The sequence below is a fragment of the Clavibacter sp. GW821-FHT01D01 genome (assembly GCF_059422605.1).
Genome location: NZ_JBWKXC010000007.1, coordinates 14,042 through 37,878 on the forward strand (window position 1 = coordinate 14,042; position 23,837 = coordinate 37,878).

The following is a 23,837-nucleotide window of genomic DNA, read 5'->3' on the forward strand; positions in this document are numbered from 1 at the left end:
CAAAATGGCAAAGAAAAACCCCGACGTGTTAGATCGGGGTTAATCTCGCCTGTCGTCTAGTGATAAGAACCGGAACTGACGGACTTGAAACTGTCTGTGTAGTTCGTGAGGGAATCACCGATACCGGCCACATTATCCGCCGCAACACCAAACGCGTTGAGAAGGAACATAACGACGAAGATTGCGATGATTGCGGATACGACGTGCTTGGATGCGAAGCTGAGGAAGTTCATGATGCTGCTTTCTGTTAGTCTTGCCTGTTCAATATCCCTAACGGGCAAAACAAAGAAAAGCGCCTAAAACCAAAAACTGCTCATAAAACTTCTGTTACAGCCACGGACCTTCCCCGTAAATGGGATTCCCGTAAGCATCGTGAGTGGGGATAACGAGCTGTTCCGGGTCCCCGTAGTTGTCCTCCCCCTCATATACAGCGAAAGCACCGTGTTCAATCCTTTGGGCTCTAGCATCGTGGTCAGCAGCAATATCAAGCCGGTTGTTCCTACGCGCAATATCTGCTGCGATCACTTCCGAGTTGTACAGTGCTCGTCTTTCCCTTGATAGTTCTTGTGTCATGATTCACCTCCCTTCTTTCTTCCCTTATCTGCTGATTCTCCCCAAAACTACCTTTTCCGGGCTGTCGCCTTTTTTACTTTGTTAATCAAGGGGCGGCCGGGCTGCGCCCGACCACCCGGCCTGTGAAACAGCGTCATTTCACCCGTGCTGCCCTTCCGCTCACGGCTTCCCGGCTTAGCTGCGCACGCCGTCAGCCTTCCGCGTCCGGTTGCCCGTGCTCATGTCTCTATTTCTACGGCACGGGGGCACGACAAATAACGCCGCCATGATTGACGACGTAAAAAGAGTGGCAGTTCCGTCTCAGGTCTTTTAGTTTTCATCCAGATGGAAGAGTGGGGGTGTTTCTGACTCTGAACCGGGCGGCGGCTCTGTGTCCCGGACTTGCGCCGATGTGCTTGTGTCCCGCTCCATACCTGCTTTCTTAGCCAGCTCACGGTTGATTCGCGCTTTAGCGATCTGAGGCAGGAACTCCTTGGAATCATCCCAGCGATCCCACTTCCATGTCTCCTGCTCTTCTTCCGGGTGCTGCGACAGGTACCAGGCGACTCGTGCTGCTTTGAGTTGCGTCAATGTGGTCCAGTTATGGGCGGTGACGAGCGACCCTGTGAAACCAGCGTTACTGGCCGTCCGGTTCAGCATCATGGCGAGGTAGCGCAATGGCAAAAACTGTTCGTTTGCCATGTTCCGCGTGGTGTCGCTCAGCGGTGGTTGGTTGGGGTCCTGCCCTCCGTGCCCTTCAACAGGTTCCAGTACGTTCCTGGTTCTGCCGTCCATGTCTTCGTCCGTCCCAACGACCCGATGTTTCGTGACTTTGGTAGCGAGCAGTTCGTAGGGGTTGGTTTTCTGCCCTGGCAACGTGGTCTTCTCAATCAGTAGCTGTAGATCAACCGCTCCGATCTTCCGGTTACGGAGGTGGTGGACGACCCAGAATCCGAGCGCCGTGGGAAGGTACGGGGCTTCTGCCAGGCGGCGCGTCTGTGCGGTGTAGGCGCTCACGTATGCCCCTAGCTCTGGTGTGTAGCCGACTGTGGGGATCGGCCTGAGGATCAGGTACTTCTTCCCGGTCCGGCCTTTGAGCACGTTGATGTACTCGGTTGGGTCTTTCAGAAGCCTCTCTATGTACCTCTCGCGTTCCTTGGTCTGTGCGGCTCTCAGGCGCTGCTCTACGAGGAGGTACAGGGATGCCCGGCGTAGACGGCTGTAGTGCGCGCGGAGGGGCTTGGACTCGGCTCCTACTCGTATGAGGGCTTCCGGGCTGAACGCGCTGTTGTTCTTCGTGAGGTACTTAGCCAGGTAGGAGGCTGACCGGCTGAACGTCACGAGGTCTACTGAGTCCGGGTTAAACGGCTTGGGTGCTGCTGCTTCCTCTGGGGCGCCTGTGGGGTCCTCAGGCGTCTCTGTGGGCTCGGCTGGGGCTGTGGTGTCCCCTTCCACAGGGTCCGGCTCTAGTACGCGGATGTCACGGACGCTGCCCCAGGTGGTCTGTGGGTTGCCGTTCTCATCCCTGGGGAGAGCTGTGAGGGCGTCTTGAGCGACTTTGGCTGGGAGGGCGGCCTTCATGTCGTGGTCAGCTGCGACGTAGCTAGTAGCGGCGGCGTAGCTGGCAACGTCCATAGGGCTGATAGCGGCTGTGGGCTGCTTCCACTTCCCTTGACCAGGGGTGAGGTCTTCCACGAGCTTGGTGAACGCCTCAGGGTCGTTGGGGACAGCGAGGAGCAGGTGGACGTGGAGGGCTCCGCGCTTCTGACGCTCGTAGACACCGAAGATGGAAAGCTTGGGGATGCCGAGCTTCTTGGCGTGGTCCTTGAGCTTCTTCTCCGTGCTCTTCATGAGCGCTGGCAAGTTCCGGGACCACATAGCCTCGGCAAGGTAGTTGTAGCGGCCGGTGGGAGTCCCAACCTCTGGGTCTGAGTAGCTGTGGTGCTTGCGACAGTCACAACGGCTTCCGTCTCTACCGGCCTGTGTGGCGTCCTTCATGTCAGCGAGCTCGGCCGGATCCATCTTGCGGGCGCGGTAATCGTCCTTCTTCGTCCAGGTAGCTCGGTGGACAGAACCAAAGGACGGGGCGGTGAGAGTGAACAGCGCGATGTTCATGCCACCAGATTCCAGAACGTCAAGGATTTGGACTCGTCTGACTTTCTGCTTCCACTCAGCACACTCAGGACAGTCATCAGGGTTGTTCATCTCGCAAGCCCGTTTTATTTGCTTGACTTGACCTTTTGCGTTTTCAGCCCGGAGGAACTGAGGGTTTGAGCACTTGTCTGCCCGACTGTAGGACTTAAGGTTCAATACATCTTCGTAGTCCACTCCATCCTCTGCGCACTGAATGCGGAACTCCTGGCTCTGGGATAATGCTTTGGCTTGCTTCCAGGTCCGGCGACGAGCGAACGTTTTAGACAGGACAATCTCAGGCTCTACTTGTCGCTTCTCGTCCGCGTACTTCAGGCGGTGGGTGTAGATGGGTTCGTCGTCACTCGTCGTGTCATTGTTCAGCATGTGGAGGTTCCTAATGGCCGGGTGTCTGTTAGTTATCGGCCGCACGACATAAAAATGATGAAAAGCGCCTTTAACAAGAAAAACCCTCCAACTTTCTTAGCTTGGAGGGTCTGACTCGTGCTGGTATCAGCAGTAGTTTTTGTGATGGTTCATGAATGACGCGAACTTGTCATACTCATATATCTTCCGGATAGTCATGCTTTGTCCGCAGTCACAGTGACATTTCCAGATGCTGCGATCTTGGTCAAGGTCTAGGAATACGGGGCCGGTTTTTACTTGGACTTTCATGGTGGAGCCTTTCTGTTAGTGTCACATGTTCCTAACGGCCAAAAACAGAAAAGTGCCTTTAAAGAGAAAAACCCTCCAACTTTTTTAGCCTGGAGGGTCTGACTCGTGCTGGTGCTACAGCAGCTTATTGACGGTGAAGTCACATTCCACTTGTGCGGGGAACACAGCGAGACATTTACTGAGTTCTGTGACTGTCACGATGGACATGACCCCGACGATCAGCAGCGCGGCCGTTATGAGGATGAAGACAGTCAGCCAGCCTTTCAGTCGGTTGTTGCTGCGCCGCAGTTTCCATATATAGTCCTGGTGATGCTCTAGACCAATCATTACCAGGTCCCGTTTTGAGTCATAACGTACTGAGACTGGTTATGATAACCCAGGTACAAGTGAGCAACTGTTCCGTCTGAGAGCTTGACATTCAAAGTCGTTGGCTCAGAGTGCCCTAACACATCTACAGTCAGATAATCAGCCCCCTGCCATTGCGCTGTCAGATCCTCTTTACTCAAGATTGACTGATAGTACGCTTTTACCTGCCCGGCGAGAAGTGCTTTATCAGACGCTGATGCGACATAGTTCGTTGGATTGTCCAACGGCTCAACTTGGTAGTTCTCATCCCATTTCACATCTACCACAGAGGTCCCGTTAGCAGACACTTTGATGGTTGTAACGAAGTTGAATGTTCCTTTTGTGTAGTTGTAGTTTCCGCTTTCGTCATATTTCGGGTCGTCAAACCAGTTGAAGCCAGTTCCATCTAAACCAGTGACTGTGTAGCTGCCGTTGTTCTTCGCAGGAACAGCTGAACCAGTAGCTGAGATGTTGTTGGTGACGGAGGGCTGACCGTTCGCTTCAATGGAGCCGAGGCAGGTAGGATCCCCTACTTCAGCGAGCATAGGTTTTGGCTCAGCGAAGGAAGCTACGAATGTACGGCCAGAATCGGAGACAACAGCTGAATCGTATGATCCGGTTTCAGTGTCACTGGCAACTACGCAGATGCGGCCTTCTTTGTCCCACATACCACCGGAGGCGGTATCAATACCGGAAGAAGTAGTGAAGAGTCCTGCTTCTTGGAGCTGTTGAAGGTTAGCGAATGACGCTGACCCCGAAGCTGCTGGTTTTACCGAGCTAGCGCCGAACGTGTTGATGAAGGCCAAAGGAGCGGAGATGAAAGCTGGTTGAGGTTCAGATGAGAGGCCTGCTGCTTCAACGCTGAGGCCCCGTTGTGCTGACTGAGCGGTTTGGATGTTGACAAGCTGATGTTTGGCTGCTGAGTCCTGAGCCCACGGGATGACCGCGAAAACCGTAGCAGCGATTACGCCGCCGATGATGCTGACGATGATTACGCCCACCATGATGCTGGCGAGGTCAATCGCTGCCTTGGATGAGTGAAGGATACGTGCGAACTTAATCATGATAATGCTTTCTGTTAGTGGTTAGAGGTTCCTAACGGCTGTAGAAGCGTTATCGGCTGTTAAAGCAAAAATCCCTCACATCTTTTTTGACGTGAGGGATTTCGTGCTGTGGACTCATTCCACGGATGACGGTGCTTTCGTGACGGTGATGCTGTAGATGCTGTCCTGAGTGGTAGGGGCTTGGTCACCGGATTGCTGGCCGCTGTTGAGGTAGGTCACGGTGGTCAGTTCTATCAGCACGTCGTTGAACGTGTCAGTGACGCTCTGCGGGTTGGTCTGGTCCGCGGTCTTCACAGCTTGGATGTAAGCCTCAGTGAGGGTTGTCGTAGTGAAGTTCTCAGCGAACCCGTCCAGTTGGTCTTGCGTATGTACGTAGGTGGTCTCACATACGGACGCCTGGCATGTCACGTCAAAAGACGGGTGATCGCTCTGTGTGGTGTCCGTGGAGAAGCCGACAGGAGCAGTGACCTCTGTGACGTACGCCGAGAACTGGACGGCGGTGGGATCGGTCACAGTCACGGACGGCTCTGCGGACGGCTCTGGGGCTTCCGGCGTGTTGCTCTGGTCCTCTGGTACGCCGACGTAGCCAGGGTTCCGGTCAGGTGCCTTGTAGTCGTCAGCAACGTCCGACGAGCAGGAGTTGAAGAGGACGAGACCGGCGACGACGGTGAGCGCGAAGCCGATGAACGCAAAAAAGGATTTGATGAACTTCATGATGGTGCCTTTCGTTAGTGTCTCATCTATATCGGTCACTACCGTCTTTAAAAAGCGAACGCCCCCTAAATGGTCACAAATAGGAGGCGATAGCGCTTAAAACAAACTAGTTCTGTTTCAGGAGTGCCTTTCTGACGATGAACAGTGATGCGCCAGCGATGAGGAACACAACAGCAGCCCATGCGTTTCTGAACACGGAGTCAGTACCTGTCTTCGGGAGGACGTTGGAGCTTGCGACAGGAGCAGGTGTCTCGGTTGGCTGCGTCACAGGAGCGTCCACAGCAGGCGTCTCAGGAGCGGGTACGAGCGGCGTGACAGCCTCCGGGACCTCTGGGGTGAGGACGACCGGCGGGACTGCTACAGGAGCCTCAGGGACGGTAGGTGTCTGCGGCTCTGTAGGAACCTCAGGGACCGAAGGAGTCTCCGGCTCAGTAGGGACCTCAGGGACCGTAGGAGTCTCAGGCTCAGTAGGGACCTCAGGTGTCGGGGTCACAGGAGGAACGAACGGGTAGAAAGACGCGTCTACAGACACCTGAGTGTTGCCGAAGAAACTACAGATGCCGAGGTCGCCGCCTGGCACGGTGGATTGGGAACAGTCACCGAAGAAGTCGTCTGTGGACACGGCTGGGTTGGGTGTCATGAACGGGAAGTCACGGACGGATCCGAAGGCATCTGTCTCGGTGAAGGTGTACTCCCGGCCGTCCACGGTCGCAGTGAAGAGCGTGACAGTCCCCATGCCGGTGAGTCGGCCGTCAGCGTTGGTGCGGACGGTGCTCACGAGGGTGTCTGTGGTGGTGAAGTCCACGGTGACTGTCTCCCCTGCTGGTACTACAACGTCGCTCAAAAGCTCATCAGCTACGTCTGTGCCGTCCGGGGTGACCTGTGTGGTGAGAGAGTCCCCTGGAAGCTCAGGCTGAACTGTGCGGGCGCTGAGGTCTGTGACGGTGAACGCTGCGCCGGTGGTGTTCGTGAACCTCAGATGACGCTCTGTGGTCTCTACTCGGTTGAAGAACGAAGGTACAGATCCGTACCCGAGGAACGCGAAGCGCTCACCAGGATCCACGGAGCCCTCAGTGTCAGAGAAATACGTGGGGCGCGTGTGCGCGAACGCGAAGGACCCGATGGAGGCAGTTGCGTCTGTGTTGACGAGTTGCTGACCTACCCATCGGTCGTCGTCTACAGGAGCAGCGAGAGCCGGAGACGCAGGAGCAGCAAGCAACGGGATGAGGGACAGGCCCAGCAGCGCTGCGAGGTAGCGCGGGAGGCGTGAGTGTTTGAGCATGGTGGTCGTACCTTTCGTTAGTGGTACGACCGTTATCGGTTCAAGAACGCCTTTAAAAACGAAATGACCCGCATCCGGTTGTGGATGTAGGTCAGGTTTCGTTTAGCCGTGGTTACGCTCTGGGGTATCTATAGCCACTGACGAGCGGCTTGTCTGCTCGCGATGATAAGACGATGGTAGTAGCGAATCCATCCATGAACTTTACTTGCTCGGACTCGTTCACGATTGCTTTGTCTGTCAGAAGCTGCGAGACACGCACTTCCAGGCACTTGCGCCGATACACAAGCATCAACAAGTCAGTGATACGACCTTGGAACCCGAAGGGACTCATCTCATCCTGTACCTGCGCACTAGCAATCCATGAGCGCAGATAAGGAGTATCAGGGTTGTCTCGTACACTCGTCAGGCAGATTGAAAACTCCGGAACGCCTTCTTCGTCTAGTTTGTATCCGACGCGATACCCGTTGAACTTCTTGCCCCATAACCCTAGTGGGATTTGCTCGGACTCTACCACCCGGCACACAGCATTCAGAGTCTTTGTCGTCGCATTTTCTTTGTAGTATCCAGAAGCCACTGCGAGCTTAATCAGCTGGTCTAAACCGCCACTCACGTCAAACTTGTCAGGGTTGACGACCGCAACATCTAAGCCCATCTCACTGAGCTGCTGAATCTGAGCTTCATGCTCCTTGGACATTTTCTCCAGGCTATTGGTAGCCATTTCGTGCTCCTTTGTTTGGTGTTTCACTATCATAACACACATTTCGTCTTTCTTAGACCATTTCGCGCATTTCCTTGAAACTTTCTTCGCACCGAGCTGGAATCACCTGACTTTAGGTAACAAAAAACGCCCCGACACAATCTCTCGTGGGGACGCTTTCTGCTACTGCGGTTGATCTTCTTATTCGTTGCTTCAGTTCTCGTAGGCAGCAATGACTTCCTGAGTCTTGAAGATTTGACGGTTCACAGTGTCACCTGGGAAACGTACATCAAACGTGATGTCAATGTCGTTCTCAACAACTTTGAGGAACGCATCAACGGTGTTGTCTTTGTCACGCAAGACGGTGGAGCTTCCGAAGACCCCTGCCACGTAAGCCTCTGCGACGACACGTTTGATCGCTTGTACAGCTTCCGTCATCCACTCACTTGTCACGATGTCGTAGGCGTAGTCACTGCGTAGCTCAGTGTTGATTTCAGCAGCGAGTTCTTGTCCTTCTTGGAAGGTCAGGCCGTCGTTGCCGTATCTGTTGAACTGGTCGCGTGTGATTAGAGCCTTCAGCTTTGGACGCATGAAGAATAAGTTAATCAGTACAGAAATGTCGTGCTGGTAGGAGTTCGTTGTAGGTGTCACTAGAGACCAACCTGTTGCGCCACGAGGTAACGAGCTGAGAGGCCCGCCTTCGTCCAGAAGTTCGCTGATTCCACGGTTGAGGGTTGTGAAAGGTAACGCTCTGAGGTTCAAGAGATGGTTCATGGTGATACTCCAATAAGTTAGACACAACAACACGAGGTGTGCTGTCACTCATGGTTATCGGCTTCTTTGCCAAAGTTGGTAGCATCACGTTAAATAGAAAACGCCCCGACACAATCTCTTGTGGGGACGCCCTCTACTTGGTAGTACGTTATTTCTTGTCAAGACCAATCTTCTCTGCGTAGGCAGCTAGGACTTCACTGGTGTTGTATGGTTCATATTTGTAGTTCTCAATCTCCACATTTAGGAAGACACGAATGAGAGTTCCATTTTCTTCAAGGAAGAAGCTGTCGGCCTCTGCTTGAAAGTCTGAATCCATGTGCTCTCCGAAGATAGCATCAACACAGACCCCTGCTACAGCGCCTTTCAGCGTTGATGTTGCGAATGAGCCCCAGCCGCTCTGATGTACTCTCTCGTTCAGCGCAACGTAGACACTAGTGTTGATTTCCCGAGCTAACTCTTCTCCTTGTTCAAAGGTAAGAGTTTGGCTCTCAAAGTAATCGTAGTGTTCAGCTGTGATGAAGTCGGTGAGGTCAGGACGATTAAACGTCAAGTCAACAACAACGTTGATCGCGTTGTTCAGGAATGGGTGTGGAGTTGTCTTCACGAAGCTCGTTACTAGGCCCTCAGGTGATACCGATGTTGACTTCACAAACTCAATGGCAACCTCAGTTGCGTCAAGGATTTTGCGGGATGATACTTGGTTGAGTTGTAATAAGTTGTTCATGATGATACTCCATAAGTAAGACACGACAACACGTTGTGTGCTGTTATAAGTAGTTATCGGCAGAACTGCGCTATTCTCGCGTGGAGGCAGCAAAAAACCCCCTCAGTTTGCGCTAAGGGGGTTTTAAGTGTTCGTGTCAGAACTTATAAAGGCGGGTATCAAGCGCCTTCATAGAACAGTATCGGTTCACATGCTCATGTTTCGGACGATACTTGAGAAATATCTCAATATCCACGAGTTCTTTTCAGCCAGGCAGTTGCCTCTGGGTCTGGGTCTACAGACGGGTCACTCACGTCTCCGCGGGAGTTGAGCATGTCAGCGAAGCTTGATGATGCGTCAGGTGTTGCCCGGTACACGTCTCTGCCTTCCCGGATGTCAGCGAACATCTCCCCTTCCATCGCTTCTAGTCTCATGCGGTTGCTCTCTTCGGCGTTCGGGTATCTCATGGTCGTGCCTCTCTGTAGGTGTTCTCCGATGCGACTGACCTGGACAGGGCGAACGGGACGGGCAGGCCGAGGCCCTGAGTGCGTCCACGGAAGTCATGGAGCCACTCGGAGCGGCGTGTGTCACGCTCGTCGTCTGTCAGCTGTAGATCAGTCATACGAACGGTTATCGGCTGACACGAGCCGTTTGGCGCGTCTACGGGGCAGATTCGGCGCTTAGAGTTGCGCTTAGAGTTGCGGGCGGTTTGCGACGCCCGTTGATTTGGTTGCTGACCAGGGATTTTGTTTTGGCGCTTCAGATCCCCTATCCTCCGCCAGACGAGATGAGAGCCCCGACGGACCGCGGTCCGGCGGGGCTCTCGTCGTCCCGGGTCGCGACCGCCGCGGTGCCCGCCGATGCGCGGGTCCGCGTCCGGTTGTACCCCGACCGGGCGCAGCTGTCCCCCATGGCGCCCACGTCGCGTCGAGGTGCGCGCACCTAGGCTGGACCGGTCGTCCCTCCCGCGTCGCGGGCGCCACCGCCCGCGACGGGCGGCGTGCCGGGCGGCCACGGGCGCGAGGACGGCGCCGGACGACGACCGGAGGCGACGTGCACCACGACGGCGACCCGGCCCCCGCCTCCCCCCTGCGCCCGGTCGACGGCGACGACGGCCTCACCACCCTCATCCGCCCCCGCCGCGCGCTCCTGCGCCAGCTCGGCCTCGCGACGCTCGCGCTCGTCGTGCCGCTCGGCGCGGCCCTCCTGGTGCTCGCGATCCCGACCGGCAACGCGGCGGCCGTGATCCTCGGCGTCGCCGTGGTCGTGCTGCTCGGCTCCCTCCTCGCCGTGCTCTACCTCACCTCCTACGTGCGCATCACCCTCGCGACGGGCGACGTGGAGTCGCGCTTCCTCGGGCGCCGGACGCGCGTGGCCCGCACCGCCGTGCACGGCCTCCTCGTGGTGCACGTCTACCAGGGGCTGACCCTCGACACGCAGCCGCGCCTGTTCGTCACGGACGTCGACGGCCGCCTCCTGCTGCGCCTCAGCGGCCACGTGTACGACCTCCTGACCATGCGCTCGATGGCGGCCGGCCTCGACCTCCCGCTCACGGAGCAGGCGAAGGTGCTGACCATGGCGGAGCTCCGCGGCAGCCGGCGCGGGATCCTCCCCTGGTACGAGCGGTCGCGCGTCTCGCTCGCCGCGGTTCTCGTGCTCCTCGGGGTCGGCGTGATCGGCGCCGTCGTCGGCATCATGGCGCTCACGGGCGTCCCGCTCTCCATCCGGCTCTGATGGATCCCGCGGCCGACCCGGACCTCGCCCCGCTCCTGGCGCGCTGGCGGCTGGAGCCGGACGGCCCTCTCCTCCGGACGCCCAGCAGCGTGGTCGCCCCCGTGCGTCGCGACGGCTGGCGCCTGGTGCTCAAGGTCCCGACGGTCGAGGAGGAGCGGCGGGGCGGTCGTCTGATGGCCGCGTGGGCCGGACGCGGCGCCGCGCCGGTGCTGGCCGCGGATCCCGACGGGACCCTGCTCATGGCGCGCGCGGACGACCCCGGGATCCTCGAGCGGGAGGCGTCCGCGACCGGGCCCGACGCGACCGGCGCCGACGCGGACGCGCGCGACGACCGGGCGACGCGGATCCTCGCGCGTGCCGCCGTGCGCCTCCACGGCGTGGCGCTCGACCCGCGGGCCGTCGCCGACGCGGTGCCGCTCGACGCCTGGTTCCGCGAGCTCCTCGACCCGGTCCGCCCGCTGCCGCGCTCCCTGGACCGCGGCGCGGGGATCGCCCGCGAGCTCCTCGCCGGATCCGCCTCCGGCCCCGCGGCGGTGCTGCACGGCGACGTGCACCACGGCAACGTGCTCCGGTTCCCCAGGGAGGGCGCGGACGCCCGGGACGACGAGGCGGCGACCTGGCGGGCCATCGACCCCAAGGCGCTCGTGGGCGACCCCGGCTTCGACACGGCCAACGTCCTCTGCAACCCGACGCCCGCCGTCGCCCTGCGGCCCGGTCGGCTCGCCCGCCGCGCCCGCGTGGTGGCGGAGGAGACGGGACGGGACGTCGACGCCGTCCTCGCGTGGACGGAGGCGTGGTGCGCGCTCAGCGCCGCCTGGGACGCGGCGTCGCCCGCGCAGGCGGGCCGGGTGGAGGCGCTGGGGCGCATCGGCGCCGTCGCCCGGAGCGCCCGCCGGGGACTCGGGCGCGGTGCGGGCGGGCCGGGCGCCGGCACCACCCCGCTGCCGGTCTAGGGGATGGGCTCGGCTGCGGGCTCGCGGTCGTGCCGCCCGCGGGCACCGGCACCCGACGTCCGCCCGGCCACGGCCCCCAGCGCGCGCTCGAGCGGGCCGCGCCCGAGGGTCCGGGTCCAGAGCAGGCACAGCACGACCGTGACCGCCACGAACGCGAGGTAGGCGCCGTCGTCCGCGATGAGGTCGCCCTCGGGCGCGAGCAGGTCGATGACGACGATGTGCACGGCGTACACGGTCAGCGCGAGCTGCCCCACGGCCTCGAGCGGCACCAGCACGGCGGGCAGGAGGGCGGCGACGCGGAGGCACAGGCCGATGACCGCGATCGCGGTCCCGCCGGAGCCCACCACCTCGAACGGCGATCCCTCGTGCGGCGTCGTCGACAGGATGTACTCCCAGCCCGGGGGCGGCGCGGGCACGGCCGCCTCGAGGAGGGCGGAGCCGCCGTACGCGAGCACGGCGAGACCCGCCCCGACCGTCACGAGCAGCAGCTGCACGCGCGTCGATCCGAGCGCGAGCCGCCCGATGCCGAGGCCCGCGACGGCGAACGCCACCCAGGTGAGCGCCGGGTAGTGGCCCGTGACGACGAGCAGCACGAACGGGTCCGGCCGCATGAGCGAGCCGTCGAAGTGGATGGTGAGCGCGGTCGTGAGCACCGGCAGCGCCACGGCGCCGGCGCCGGCGAGCGCCAGCAGCCGGGATGCCCGCCACCGCAGCAGGGGCAGCACCGCGACGAAGAGGACGGCGTAGACCTCCAGGATCACGGCGACGTACGTCTGCAGGGACGCGAGCAGCCCGCCGAGGAGGAAGACGCAGGCGGCCCGCACCAGGATCCGGAGCCGCACGCGCGCGAGGTCGTCGCCCGACGCCGGACGCTCCCGACCCGACATGAGCGCGATGGACACGCCCGCGAGCGTCGCGAAGAGGATGGAGGACCGGCCGTCCGTGACGGCGAGCCACGACGCGGGGTCCCCGAGGTCGAGCGTGCGCGGGAGCGCGACGTGCGCCGCCATCATCCCGACGACCGCGAGCCCGCGGGCCGCGTCGATGCCGCGGAGTCGGGCCGGGTCGCGGACGGGGCTCATGGCCTCACCCTACCCAGCCCGCCCGCGGGCCCCGACGGCGTCAGCTGGTGAGCGCGGGCACCGTCCGCGGCTGCACGATCAGCCACATCGCGAGGATCGACACGACCGCGCACGCGCCCATGACCGAAGCCATCGGCACGCCCGAGGTGATGCCGAGGACGCCGACGATGGGCGAGATCGCGCCCGCGAGGCCGAAGTTCACCGCGCCGAGCAGCGACGCCGCCGTGCCCGCCTCGTGGCCGTGGTTCACGAGCCCGAGGACCTGCACGCAGGGGAAGCCGAAGCCGCAGGCGAGGATGAAGAAGAACAGCGGGATGAGCGTGCCGAGGAGCCCGGCATCGGTGAAGGTCCCGAGCAGGACGATGGCGGCGCTCGACGCGAACTGCACCACGACGACGCCCGCGAGGATCCACTGCGGCCCGACGAGCTTCGTCATGCGGGCGGCCACCTGGTTGCCGATGACGATGCCGAGCGAGTTCACGCCGAACAGGATCCCGAACTGCTGCGCGTCGAACCCGTAGACGTCCTGGAACAGGAACGACGAGCTGGACAGGTAGGAGAACAGGCCCGCGAACTGCATGCCGCCGATGATGGCGACGCCGACGAACACCCGGTCGCGGAGCACGTTCCGGTAGCGGCGCAGCAGCGCGCCCTTCTCCTCCTTCACGACCTCATCGCGGGGCAGCGTCTCCACGATGAGGAAGACCACGGCGACGACGACCAGGACGCCGTAGGCGGCGAGCGCGTAGAACACGCCGCGCCAGTCGACGATGCGGAGCAGCTGCGAGCCGATGACCGGGGCGAGGATCGGCGCGAGCCCGGTGACGAGCGCGAGGCGCGAGAGCATCCGCACGAGGGGCCGGCCGCCGAAGAGGTCGCGCACCATCGCCATGGCGACGACGGCACCGGCCGCGGCGCCCGCGCCCTGCAGCACGCGGAAGACGAGGAGCATCGTCACGTCGGTGGAGAGCGCGGCACCGAGCGACGCGAGGATGTGGCCGCTCGAGGCGACGATGAGGGGCAGGCGACGGCCCACGCGGTCGCTCCACGGGCCGACGACGAGCTGGCCGAGCGCGAAGCCCACGGTCGTGCCGGTGAGGGTCAGCTGGATCGCCGCGTCCGAGACGCCGAACTCGTCCTTGAGCACCGGGAACGCCGGCAGGTACAGGTCGATCGTGAACGGCCCGAGGCCCACGAGGGCGCCGAGCACGAGGATGTAGACGATGCGCTCCCGGCGGGAGAGCGCGTCGCCGGGGTGGATGACGGCAGACGACACGGAGGCGTTCCTTCGATGGGCGTGGCGCACGGGGGCGCCGGAGGGCGGAATGCGAGGGCGGAGACGAGCCACCTGGAGGTCCAACTTCCGCTCACCCGGCTTATTCCCAGGTGGAAGAGTTTCGTCGCTCAGCCGCGGAGGGCCGCGACCACGCGCTCCACGTCGTCCTCGTCGTTCCACACGTGGAAGGCGATGCGCGCGCGCCCCGCCCGCCCGGACGCGACGATCCCCGCCGCGCCGAGGCGCGCGAGGTCGGCGCCGTCCGCGTCGGGCCAGGTGACGATCGCCTGGCCGCGCTCCTCGATGCCGAGGCACCGGCTCACCAGGTCGCCCAGCTCCGCGTTGCGGCGGTGGACGGCGTCGAGGTCGAGCCGCGCGAAGAGGGCGATGGCCGGGGCGGCGCCCACCCACGCGCCGAAGGCGGGCGACACGTCGAACGCGCGCGCGTCCTCGGCGAGCGCCATCGCCGGCCCGTAGCAGGACGCCCACACGTCGGCCCCCGCGTACCAGTTGGCCTGAACGGGCACGAGGGTGCGCCGGTAGCGGTCGGACAGGGTGAGGAACGCGGCGCCGCGGGGCGCGCACAGCCACTTGTAGGCGTGGCAGGCGGTCGCGTCGAACAGGCTCGCGTCGACGGGCATGGCGCCCGCGGCCTGCGTGGTGTCGCAGAGCGTGAAGGCGTCGTGCACCCGGGCCGCCTCGCGGATGGCGGCGACGTCGGCGACCCGGCCGTCCGCGGACTGCACGAGCGAGAACGCGACCAGGTGCGTGCGCGGGCCGATGCTCGTCGCCAGCTCCTCGAGCGGCACGTGCCGGACGACGACGCCGCGCGCCTCGGCCACGACGAACGGGTAGGTGAGCGAGCTGAAGTCGCCCGTGACGCACAGCACCTCGGCGCCCGCGGGCACGGCGGCGGCGAGCACGCTGACGAAGGAGGCCGTCTGCGAGCCGACGGCGACGGATCCTCGCGGGACGCCCACGAGCGACGCGTACTCGGCGCGCACCCCCTCGACGATCCCGCCGTACCCGTGCGCGGTGGATCCGCCGGCCGACCAGGTGCCGAGGTCGGCGCGCAGGCGCTCGACGGTCTCGCGCGTGGGGAGCCCCATGGTGCAGGCGGAGAGGTAGCCCGGGCCGGCCTCGAACAGGTCGCGGAGGTCCTCGGGCACCGGCGCGGCGCCCGTGTCGGCGGGTGCGGGATCGGGGGTCGGGGTCCGGGACGGCATGCTCCCAGCGTGACGAGCGCGGGAGCGCGGAGCAAGCCCCCGGCGGGCATGCGTCCCATAAGCCGCAGTTATGCTCCGCTCATGACGGATGCGCCCTCGACCGCCCGCGACCTCGACTCGACGGCGCTCGCCGCGGTGCACGCGCTCGCCGTGCGCGGCTCGATCACCGCCGCCGCGGCCGCGCTCGGCGTCAGCCAGCCCGCGCTCTCCCAGACCCTGCGCCGCCTCGAGGCGCGGATCGGCGTCCCCGTCACGGCGCGCTTCGGCCGCGGGGTGGTCCTCACGGACGCGGGGCGCGTGCTCGCCCGCCACGCGGAGACCGTCGTGCACGCCCTCGACGCGGCCGCCGACGAGCTCGACGACCTCCGCGGCCTCCGGGCCGGCACCGTGCGCGTCGCGGCCTTCCCCTCGGCGTCGTCCACGGTCGTGCCCCGGCTGCTCGGCGGCCTCGCCGCGGCGCATCCCGGCCTCGGCTTCGGGTACCTCGAGGCCGAGCCGCCCGAGGCCGTCGCGGCGATCCGCGCCCGCGAGGCCGACGTCGCCGTGACCTTCGCGTACCCGGGCGACCCCGACGACCCGGCGGCGGGCGCCCTGGACGGCCTGGAGGCGCTCCCCCTCTGGCGCGAGACGCTCTGGGCCGTCCTCCCCGAGGCGCGGGCGCTCCGCCACCGCGGTCCGCTCGCGCTCCGCGACCTCGCGGACGACCGGTGGATCGCGGGCTGCGTGCGCTGCCGCCGCCACCTGGTGAGCGCGTGCGCGCGCAGCGGCTTCGCGCCGGAGACCTCCTTCGAGACCGACAACGCGGCGGCCGCCGTGGGCATGGTGCAGGCGGGGCTCGGGGTCGCCCTGCTGCCGTCGCTCGCGCTCGCGACCGCGCCGCTCCCCCGTGGCGTCGTCCGGCGTCGCGTGGCGGGCGTCGGGGAGCGCGTCGTGCACGTCGTGACGGCGCCGGGCGGGTCCGGATCGCCGGGCGTCCGCGCCGCCGTGACGGCCCTCGCCCGGCTCCGGGTGGGCGACTGGGAGCTCCGCCGGGCCTGAGGAGCGGGCGCGCACCCGGTCGCGCGCCGGAGCCCGGACCGCCGCGACTGGCCCTCTGTCGGTGGTCGTCCGTAATGTCTGAGGGGTCTGCCTCCGGTGTCCACCGGCGGCACCCTGACGCGGAGGAACGGTGACGCATGTCGGACGAGCACGGCGACGAGCTCCAGGACGAGGTGCAGGCCTCGGGCGGCTCCACCGAGCGGCTGAACCGCCACCTGCAGCGCAGCCACTCGGAGCAGGCCCGGTACCTCTCCGCCTACTTCGGCTGGAGCCTGCTGGGCGACTCGATCCGGGCGCAGGGCACCACCGTGGCCATGTTCGTGGAGGACCTGGCCGACACCATGCTGGCGCTCGGGTGGCTCGACGGCTCGGGCATCATCTGGGACCGGGTCCCGGTCGACGCCGACCGGGCCGTCGAGCTGGTGCGGCGCCACCAGATGGAGCAGGGCTGGATGGCGCCCGGCACCGAGTGATGACCCGACCCTCCGTGCGCGCTGTGCGTGCGCCGACCGCCCGCATCGCCTCCTGACTACGGGAGTAGCGTCCGAGGGGATCAGGCCGTCGGGGGACGAGTTCCCGCGCACGGCCAGGAGGACACATGACGGACCACGACGGAGCGCTGCTCGACCGCGACATGGGACTGCTGCTCGCAGCCGCGTCCCGAGCGGTGATCTCGCTCTACCGGCCGTTGCTGAAGCCCTACCACCTCACGCATCCGCAGTACCTCGTGATGCTCGCGCTGTACGAGGAGGACCCGCGCCGGGCGGGCGACCTGAGCGAGGCGGTGCAGCTGACGCCGGGAACCCTGTCCCCGCTCTTCAAGCGCCTCGAGCTCCTCGGCTACATCACCCGGCAGCGCGACCAGGCGGACGAGCGCCGGCTGCTCATCGCCCTGACGGACCGGGGGCGCGGGATCCAGCCGGACCTCCTGCGCGTCGCCGACAGCGTGCGCGAGGACGTGGCCGACCGCAGCGGCACCGACTCCAGCGCGCAGGCGCGCCTGCGCAGCATGACCGACCTGCTGCTCGACGCCTGAGCCGCCGGGCGCGGGGCGCCGGGAACCGCGCGGCGGTCCCGGAGCCGACTGCCGGTCAGCGCGCGCCGTCGACCACGCGCTGCCACAGCGTGTGGTCGCTCCACGCCCCGTCGATGCGGAGGTAGGCGGGGGCGACGCCGATCGCGGTGAACCCGGCGCGGGACAGCACCCGCTCGGATCCGGCGTTCCCCACCAGCGTCGACGCCTCCAGCCGGTGCAGCCCCGCGGCCCGCGCGATGCGCACCGCCTGGTGGGCCGCCGCGGTCGCGAGGCCGACGCCCTGCCGCTCCCGGTCGATCCAGTAGCCGAGGCTCGCGCTTAGCGCCGCGCCCCGCTTCACGGCGAACAGGTCGCAGCGGCCGATGATCCGGTCGCCCTCCGCGATGAGGTAGGGCAGCCCGGACCCCGCCGCCCGTTCGGCGACGCGGCCCGCGAGCTGCGCGCGCTGCCCGGCCGACGTGAAGAACGCGTCGGTCCGGGCGGGCTCGAACGGGCGGAGGTGCTCCCGGTTCGCGCGGTACGCCTCCGCGAGCGCGGCGGCGTCGGTGATGCGGGCGGGCCGCATCACCACGCCGGGGGCGAGCGCGACCCGCTCGTCGGTGCCGGGCAGGGGCCCGCTCACGCCCCGGGGCGCACGTCGCGCTCGGGGCGGGCGTCCGCGGCGGGGATGGCGCGGTCGGCGATGAACCGCGCGTACCAGAGGGCGCTGTCCTTCGGCGTCCGCTCCTGGCTGTCGTAGTCGACGTGCACGATGCCGAACCGCTTCGAGTACCCGAAGGCCCACTCGAAGTTGTCCATGAGCGACCACACCTGGTACCCGCGGAGGTCGACGCCGCGGGCCATCGCCCGGTGCGCGGCGGCGAAGTGGCGCGACAGGTAGTCGATCCGTTCGGCGTCGTGCACGGCGCGCACGCCGTCCTCCACGGTCACCTCGTCGTCGAAGGCGGCGCCGTTCTCCGTGACCATGAGCGGCAGGTCGGGGAACTCCTCGTGCAGCGACACGAGCAGGTCCTCGAGGCCCTGCGGCTCGATGTTCCAGCCCATGGCCGTGTACGGGCCCGGCTGCTCGAGGAAGTCGACGTCGTCGGTGCCGGGGAACGGCGAGGCGGCGACGTCGCCGTGGATCGAGGTGCCGCCGGCTGGGGCGGCGCCGTCGCGCATCCGCACCCGGCTGGTGTTGTAGTAGTTGACGCCCAGCAGGTCGAGCGGCTGGCGGATGAGCTCCGTGTCGCCCGGCAGCACGAACGACCAGTCGGTGATCGCCTCGGTGTCGGCGAGCACGTCCTCCGGGTAGGCGCCGTTCAGCAGCGGGTCGAGGAACAGGCGGTTGCCCACTCCCCCGACGCGGCGCACGGCCTCCGGGCCCGTCTCGCCCTCGCCGCGGATCACGTGCAGGTTGAGCGTGATGGAGAAGCGCGCGTCGTCCGGCACCACCTCCTTGAGCGCCGCGACGGCGAGGCCGTGCGCGAGGTTCAGGTGGTGGACGGCCCGGAACGACTCCTCCGCGTCGGTGCGGCCCGGCGCGTGCACGCCGGCCGCGTAGCCGAGGTACGCGGAGCACCACGGCTCGTTGAGGGTGGTCCACGTGCCGATGCGGTCGCCGAGCGCCTCGCCCATGATGCGGGCGTAGTCGGCGAACGCGTACGCGGTCTCGCGGTTCGTCCAGCCGCCCTCGTCCTCGAGCGCCTGCGGCAGGTCCCAGTGGTACAGCGTCGCGATGGGCGTGATGCCGCGCGCGACGAGCCCGTCGACCAGCCGCCCGTAGAACGCGAGCCCCTCGGGGTTCGCCGGCCCGCGTCCGGTCGCCTGGATCCGCGGCCACGCGATCGAGAACCGGTACGCCTCGAGCCCGAGCGCCTGCATCATGTCGAGGTCGGACTCGAGCCGGTGGTAGTGGTCGTCGGCCACGTCGCCCGTGTCGCCGCCCTGCACCTTGCCCGGCGTGCGGCTGAAGGAGTCCCAGATGGACTCCCCGCGGCCGCCCTCGTGCACCGCGCCCTCGATCTGGTACGCGGCCGTCGCGGATCCGAACAGGAAGCCGGGCGGGAACTCGAGGCCCGTGCCCCGGTCGTCCGGGGTGGCGGCTGCGGGGCGTGCGTCAGTCATGGCTGAGGGTGACCTTTCCGTCGGTGAGGCTGGTGAGGGGCCCGCCGTGCAGGCGCACGCGCAGCGGCACGTCGGGATCGGCCGTGACCTCGACGCCATCCTGGCCGTGCACGACGCGCACGTCCACCTGCCGCCCGGTGGTGGGGCTGGTGACGCGGGTGGTGCGCGTGCCCGTCCCACCGGGGTGGATCGTGACGATCAGCCCGTCCAGGTGGTCGTGGTCGGGCCGGTCGACGCGCTCGGTCGTGGCGAGCACGGCGCCCTCGCGCACCCACACGGGCAGGCTCATCACGTCGTGGACCTCGCGGTGCCAGCCGCCGCCGGTGCGGACCTCGCCCGTGAGCAGGTTCGTCCAGGTGCCGGCGGGCAGGTGGTACTCGACTTCGCCGTCGGCGCGGAACACGGGCGCGACGAGCAGGTCCGGGCCGAGCATGTACTGCCGGTCCAGGTGCGCCACGGCGGGGTCCCCGGGGAACTCCAGCTGCATGGGACGCATGAACGGGACGCCCGTCTCGTGCGCCTCGATGCCCACCTGGTGCAGGTACGGCATCAGGCTGAGCTTCAGGCGCGAGAAGGCGCGCGTCACGTCGACGGCCTCCTCGTCGAAGGCCCACGGCACCCGGTAGCTGGTGGATCCGTGCAGGCGCGAGTGGCTGCTCATCATGCCGAACGCGACCCAGCGCTTGAATACCTCCGGGTCGGGCGTGCCCTCGAAGCCGCCGATGTCGTGGCTCCAGAAGCCGAAGCCGCTGAACGCGAGCGACAGGCCGCCGCGCAGGGTTTCCGCCATCGACTCGAAGGAGGAGGAGTTGTCGCCGCCCCAGTGCACCGGCATGCGCTGCCCGCCGGTGGTGGCGCTGCGGGCGAAGAGCACGGCGTCGCCCTCGCCGCGGTGCTCCTCGAGCACCTCGAAGACGGCCTGGTTGTAGAGCTGCGTGTACCAGTTGTGCATGGCCTCGGGGGCGGTGCCGTCCGCCCAGACGACGTCGAGCGGGATCCGCTCGCCGAAGTCGGTCTTGAGCGCGTCGACGCCCTGGTCGAGGAGGCCGCGGAGCTTGTCCTGGAACCAGCGGGTCGCGGCGGGGCTCGTGAAGTCGACGAGCGCCATGCCCGCCTGCCACATGTCCCACTGCCAGACGCTCCCGTCGGGCCGGCGCACGAGGTGCCCGAGGGCGCGCGCCTCCTCGAACAGCACCGAGCGCTGCGCGATGTACGGGTTGATCCACGCGCTCACGCGGAGCCCCCGGTCGTGCAGGCGCGCGAGCATGCCCTCGGGGTCGGGGAACACGCGGGCGTCCCAGACGAGGTCCGTCCAGGTGAACTCGCGCATCCAGAAGCAGTCGAAGTGGAACACCGACATGGGCAGGTCGCGCTCGCGCATGCCCTCGATGAAGCGGGTGACCGTCTCCTCGTCGTACTGGGTGGTGAACGAGGTGGAGAGCCACAGGCCGTAGGACCAGGCGGGCACCCGCGCGGGCCGGCCGGTGAGCTCCGTGTAGCGCGCGAGCACGTCCTTCGGGGTGGGCCCGTCGAAGACCAGGTACTCGATCGCCTCGCCCGCGGTGCTGAACTGCACCCGCTCCACGGTCTCGCTGCCCACCTCGAACGACACGTGCTCGGGCTGGTTCACCAGCACGCCGTAGCCGCGGTTGGTGAGGTAGAACGGGATGCTCTTGTACGACTGCTCGCTGGACGTGCCGCCGTCGGCGTTCCAGACGTCGACCGACTGGCCGTTCTTGATGAGCGGCCCGAACCGCTCGCCGAGGCCGTAGACGAGCTCGCCCACGCCGAGGCTCAGCTGCTCGTGCACGTACGTGCGCGACGGCGCGAGGCCCGTGGTGGTGATCCCCGCCGTGCCCGTGGGCTCGGCCGCGACCGGGGCGCCCTCGTCGAGGGTCATGTAGCCCACCGACTTGTGGCCGCTGGAGGTAAGGACGCGCCCGCCCGACTCGAAGGTCAGGTCCCAGGGCGCGCCCTTCGTGATGCGCGCGGTGAGGGAGCCCGTGGTGAGCGTGCCGCCGGTCTCGTCCGCGTGCGCGACGCCGGACCCCTCCACGGCGCCGACCAGGTCGAATCCGGGCGACGGGGTGCCGCCGCGGTGGTGCTCGATCCGCACGCGCACCACGCCCTCGAGGGGCGAGGAGAGCGTGACCGTGAGCAGCGGCCGGTTGAGCGTGTCGCCCCGCCCCTGGATGCGCTTGGTGGGCGCGTACGCCCGCAGCGTGTCGCCGTCGGCCTCGACGTCGTACGCCTCCTGGGCGTACTGCGCGTCGACGCCCGGCCTCGTCTGCCAGAACCCGTCGGTGAACCTCATCGTGCGTCCTCTCGGATGACGGCGACGGCGCCTGCCGTCACGCGGCTGCCGGCCGCCGTGCGCTCGCCGGTGACGAGGTCGAGCCCGTCGACGTCGAGCCGCAGGTCGCGGTCGGTGTGGTTGATGGCGAACAGCCACGACGCGTCGTCGCCGACGCGCCGGACCAGCTCGAGCCCCGCCTCGGCGGAGGCGACCGGGGCGATGCCCGCGCGGCCGACGAGGTCGTCGACGAGGGCGCCCGCGCGCTCGCGGTCGAGGTGGGTGGAGACGTAGGTCGCGGTGCCGCGGCCGCGCCGGGCGCGGGTCACGGCGGGCAGTCCCGCGAGGTCGCCGGAGGCGTACGCCACCACGACCTCCGCGTCGTCCGCGCGGAGCCGCTCCGTCCAGATGCGGACGCGGCCGGGCGGATCCAGCAGCACCTCCTCGTCCGCGAGCAGCGGGGCGGGCTCCTCGACGCGGACGCCGAGGAGGTCGCGCAGGAGCCCGGGGTAGCCGCCCGCGACCACCCGGTTGTGCCGGTCGACGATGCCCGAGAGGTACGTGACCGCCAGGTGGCCGCCGCCCTCGACGAACGCGGTGAGCGACGCGGCGCCCTCGGGCGCGAGCGCGAACAGGGTCGGCGCGAGGACGACGGCGTACCCGTCGAGGTCGTCGTCGGGGTGGAGCACGTCGACGGCGATCCCGCGGGCGGTGAGCTCCCGGTGCAGCGTGAGCGGGGCGTCGAGCGCGGTCACGTCCACGCTGGGCTTGGGTCCGCAGCGGAGCGCGGTCCACGCGACGTGGTCCATGAGGATCGCCGCCCGGGCCCGTTCGACGCGGCTTCCGGCGACCTCGCGGATCCGGCCGAGCAGCGCCCCGAGCTCCGCGACCTCCCGGTAGACGCGGCTGTCGGATCCCGCGTGCGGCACGACCGCGGAGTGGAACTGCTCGCTCCCGCCCGTCGACTGCCGCCACTGGAAGAAGAGCGCCCCCTCCGCGCCGCGCGCGATGTGGGCGAGGCTGTTCCGGGCGAGCTCGCCGGGCGACTTGGCGCGGTTGCGCGGCTGCCAGTTGACGGCCGACGTGCTGTGCTCGATGAGCAGCCACGGGTCGCCGTGCGCCATGCCGCGCACCCGGTCGGCGCTGAAGGACAGCTCGCCGTGCCGCTCGGGGTCGGCGGCGATCGTGTAGTGGTCGTTGGAGACGAGGTCGACCTCCTCCGCCCAGCGCCGGTAGTCGGCGAGGCCCGGGTGGTTCTGCACCATGAAGTTGGTGGTCACGGGGATCCCCGGCGTGACGCGGCGGAGCACCGCGCGCTCGGCGAGGTGGTGGCCGAGCAGCGCGTCGGACGTGTAGCGCTCGAACGCCAGCTGCAGGCCGGGGTTGTGGCTCGTGCCCGAGAAGCGGGGCGGCAGGACCTGGTCGAACGACGTGTAGCGGTGGCCCCAGAAGGCCGTGCCCCACGCCTCGACGAGGTCGTCGATCGTCGCGAAGCGGGCGCGCAGCCAGTCCTGGAAGGCCGCGGCCGTCTCGTCGCCGTAGTCGTGCGCGTTCTCGTTGCCGAGCTCGTTGCTGATGTGCCACATGCGCAGCGCCGGGTGCGTGCCGTAGCGCTCCGCCATGCGCTCCACCAGCCGCAGCGCGTAGCGGCGGAAGACCGCCGAGGCCGGCGACCAGGCGAGGCGCCCGCCCTGGGCGAGGCGCACCCCGGTGTCGGTGACGCACGCGATCTCCGGGTGCGCCCGCATGAGCCAGATCGGCGGCGCCGCGGTGGGCGTGGCGAGGTTCACGCCGATGCCGCCCTCGTGCAGGAGGTCCATGATCCGGTCGAGCCAGCCCCAGTCGAACTCGCCGTCGGCGACCTCGATGAGGCCCCAGGAGAACACGCCGAGGTTCACGGAGTTGACGCCGGCGCGGCGCATCAGCTCGACGTCCTCGGCCCACACCTCCTCGGGCCACTGCTCGGGGCTGTAGTCGCCGCCCAGGGCGAAGCCCTGGGCGATGGGCGGGAACGTCGTGCCCGCGGGCAGGTCGGAGGAGCGGGAGCGGATGCGGGTCATGTCTTCGCCTTCGGAGGTGGGCGGTGCGCGTGCGGCACCGCGGGGCGGGGAGGGACGGGATGCGGGAGGTGGGGACCGGGGCGATGGACGCGGCCAC

The 23,837-nt window shown here is 66.3% G+C and carries 21 protein-coding genes; 5 read left to right on the forward strand and 16 right to left on the reverse strand.

Annotated elements, in window-relative coordinates:
• Positions 1 to 56 precede the first annotated feature (56 nt).
• The 9 genes from AC07VC_RS10475 to AC07VC_RS10515 all read right to left on the reverse strand — a co-directional run bounded on the left by AC07VC_RS10475 (position 57) and on the right by AC07VC_RS10515 (position 9,403).
• The gene (locus AC07VC_RS10475) at positions 57 to 233 is read right to left on the reverse strand and encodes a hypothetical protein (protein ID WP_494675323.1); all 177 of its coding nucleotides are present in this window, start codon (positions 231 to 233) and stop codon (positions 57 to 59) included.
• 649 nt (positions 234 to 882) lie between these two features.
• The gene (locus tag AC07VC_RS10480) at positions 883 to 3,069 is read right to left on the reverse strand and encodes a replication initiator (protein ID WP_494675322.1); all 2,187 of its coding nucleotides are present in this window, start codon (positions 3,067 to 3,069) and stop codon (positions 883 to 885) included.
• Positions 3,070 to 3,683: 614 nt separating this feature from the next.
• The gene (locus AC07VC_RS10485; RefSeq protein WP_494675321.1) at positions 3,684 to 4,766 is read right to left on the reverse strand and encodes a hypothetical protein; all 1,083 of its coding nucleotides are present in this window, start codon (positions 4,764 to 4,766) and stop codon (positions 3,684 to 3,686) included.
• Between the two features lie 114 nt (positions 4,767 to 4,880).
• On the reverse strand, positions 4,881 to 5,480 hold the full coding sequence (locus AC07VC_RS10490) for a hypothetical protein (protein ID WP_494675320.1): 600 nt from the start codon (positions 5,478 to 5,480) through the stop codon (positions 4,881 to 4,883).
• A gap of 106 nt (positions 5,481 to 5,586) precedes the next feature.
• Positions 5,587 to 6,762: a hypothetical protein gene (locus AC07VC_RS10495; RefSeq protein ID WP_494675319.1), complete on the reverse strand. Its 1,176-nt coding sequence runs from the start codon at positions 6,760 to 6,762 to the stop codon at positions 5,587 to 5,589.
• Positions 6,763 to 6,874: 112 nt separating this feature from the next.
• Entirely contained in the window at positions 6,875 to 7,480 is a 606-nt protein-coding gene (locus AC07VC_RS10500; protein ID WP_494675318.1) for a hypothetical protein, read from the reverse strand.
• Between the two features lie 192 nt (positions 7,481 to 7,672).
• Positions 7,673 to 8,233 carry a hypothetical protein gene (locus tag AC07VC_RS10505; protein WP_494675317.1) on the reverse strand — a complete coding sequence of 187 codons (561 nt, stop codon included), beginning with the start codon at positions 8,231 to 8,233 and terminating at the stop codon, positions 7,673 to 7,675.
• A gap of 148 nt (positions 8,234 to 8,381) precedes the next feature.
• The gene (locus AC07VC_RS10510) at positions 8,382 to 8,957 is read right to left on the reverse strand and encodes a hypothetical protein (RefSeq protein ID WP_494675316.1); all 576 of its coding nucleotides are present in this window, start codon (positions 8,955 to 8,957) and stop codon (positions 8,382 to 8,384) included.
• A 224-nt stretch (positions 8,958 to 9,181) separates the two neighbouring features.
• A complete protein-coding gene (locus tag AC07VC_RS10515) occupies positions 9,182 to 9,403 on the reverse strand; it encodes a hypothetical protein (protein ID WP_494675315.1) in 222 nt (73 codons plus the stop codon).
• A gap of 586 nt (positions 9,404 to 9,989) precedes the next feature.
• Here AC07VC_RS10515 and AC07VC_RS10520 point away from each other — a divergent pair.
• Both AC07VC_RS10520 and AC07VC_RS10525 read left to right on the forward strand, forming a co-directional pair.
• Positions 9,990 to 10,670 (forward strand): hypothetical protein, encoded by a 681-nt coding sequence (locus AC07VC_RS10520; RefSeq protein ID WP_494675314.1) that lies wholly within the window; start codon positions 9,990 to 9,992, stop codon positions 10,668 to 10,670.
• Positions 10,670 to 11,623, forward strand: coding sequence for an aminoglycoside phosphotransferase family protein (locus AC07VC_RS10525; RefSeq protein WP_494675313.1), 954 nt, complete (start codon positions 10,670 to 10,672; stop codon positions 11,621 to 11,623). Before AC07VC_RS10520 ends, AC07VC_RS10525 begins: the two co-directional genes overlap by 1 nt.
• Here the strand turns inward: AC07VC_RS10525 and AC07VC_RS10530 are convergent.
• From AC07VC_RS10530 to AC07VC_RS10540, 3 genes are all read right to left on the reverse strand, one after another.
• A complete protein-coding gene (locus AC07VC_RS10530) occupies positions 11,620 to 12,705 on the reverse strand; it encodes a heparan-alpha-glucosaminide N-acetyltransferase domain-containing protein (RefSeq protein ID WP_494675312.1) in 1,086 nt (361 codons plus the stop codon). The genes AC07VC_RS10525 and AC07VC_RS10530 overlap by 4 nt on opposite strands.
• Before the next feature lie 40 nt (positions 12,706 to 12,745).
• A complete protein-coding gene (locus tag AC07VC_RS10535; RefSeq protein WP_317230822.1) occupies positions 12,746 to 13,981 on the reverse strand; it encodes a multidrug effflux MFS transporter in 1,236 nt (411 codons plus the stop codon).
• A 128-nt stretch (positions 13,982 to 14,109) separates the two neighbouring features.
• Positions 14,110 to 15,207, reverse strand: coding sequence for an aminotransferase class V-fold PLP-dependent enzyme (locus tag AC07VC_RS10540; protein WP_494675311.1), 1,098 nt, complete (start codon positions 15,205 to 15,207; stop codon positions 14,110 to 14,112).
• Between the two features lie 81 nt (positions 15,208 to 15,288).
• Here AC07VC_RS10540 and AC07VC_RS10545 point away from each other — a divergent pair, with 81 nt between their 5' ends.
• The 3 genes from AC07VC_RS10545 to AC07VC_RS10555 all read left to right on the forward strand — a co-directional run bounded on the left by AC07VC_RS10545 (position 15,289) and on the right by AC07VC_RS10555 (position 17,281).
• A complete protein-coding gene (locus tag AC07VC_RS10545; RefSeq protein WP_494675310.1) occupies positions 15,289 to 16,245 on the forward strand; it encodes a LysR family transcriptional regulator in 957 nt (318 codons plus the stop codon).
• A 137-nt stretch (positions 16,246 to 16,382) separates the two neighbouring features.
• Positions 16,383 to 16,718 (forward strand): hypothetical protein, encoded by a 336-nt coding sequence (locus tag AC07VC_RS10550; protein ID WP_317229511.1) that lies wholly within the window; start codon positions 16,383 to 16,385, stop codon positions 16,716 to 16,718.
• 125 nt (positions 16,719 to 16,843) lie between these two features.
• Complete coding sequence (locus tag AC07VC_RS10555) at positions 16,844 to 17,281, forward strand: MarR family winged helix-turn-helix transcriptional regulator (RefSeq protein ID WP_494675309.1); 438 nt, start codon at positions 16,844 to 16,846, stop codon at positions 17,279 to 17,281.
• A 55-nt stretch (positions 17,282 to 17,336) separates the two neighbouring features.
• Here AC07VC_RS10555 and AC07VC_RS10560 read toward each other — a convergent pair whose 3' ends face one another.
• The 4 genes from AC07VC_RS10560 to AC07VC_RS10575 are packed head-to-tail and all read right to left on the reverse strand — an operon-like array spanning position 17,337 to position 23,740.
• Positions 17,337 to 17,903 (reverse strand): GNAT family N-acetyltransferase, encoded by a 567-nt coding sequence (locus tag AC07VC_RS10560; protein ID WP_494675308.1) that lies wholly within the window; start codon positions 17,901 to 17,903, stop codon positions 17,337 to 17,339.
• The gene (locus AC07VC_RS10565; RefSeq protein ID WP_494675307.1) at positions 17,900 to 19,387 is read right to left on the reverse strand and encodes a GH1 family beta-glucosidase; all 1,488 of its coding nucleotides are present in this window, start codon (positions 19,385 to 19,387) and stop codon (positions 17,900 to 17,902) included. Before AC07VC_RS10565 ends, AC07VC_RS10560 begins: the two co-directional genes overlap by 4 nt.
• Positions 19,380 to 21,701 (reverse strand): alpha-xylosidase, encoded by a 2,322-nt coding sequence (gene yicI, locus AC07VC_RS10570; protein WP_317229507.1) that lies wholly within the window; start codon positions 21,699 to 21,701, stop codon positions 19,380 to 19,382. Before yicI ends, AC07VC_RS10565 begins: the two co-directional genes overlap by 8 nt.
• Entirely contained in the window at positions 21,698 to 23,740 is a 2,043-nt protein-coding gene (locus AC07VC_RS10575) for a beta-galactosidase (protein ID WP_494675306.1), read from the reverse strand. Before AC07VC_RS10575 ends, yicI begins: the two co-directional genes overlap by 4 nt.
• Between the last annotated feature and the right edge of the window lie 97 nt (positions 23,741 to 23,837).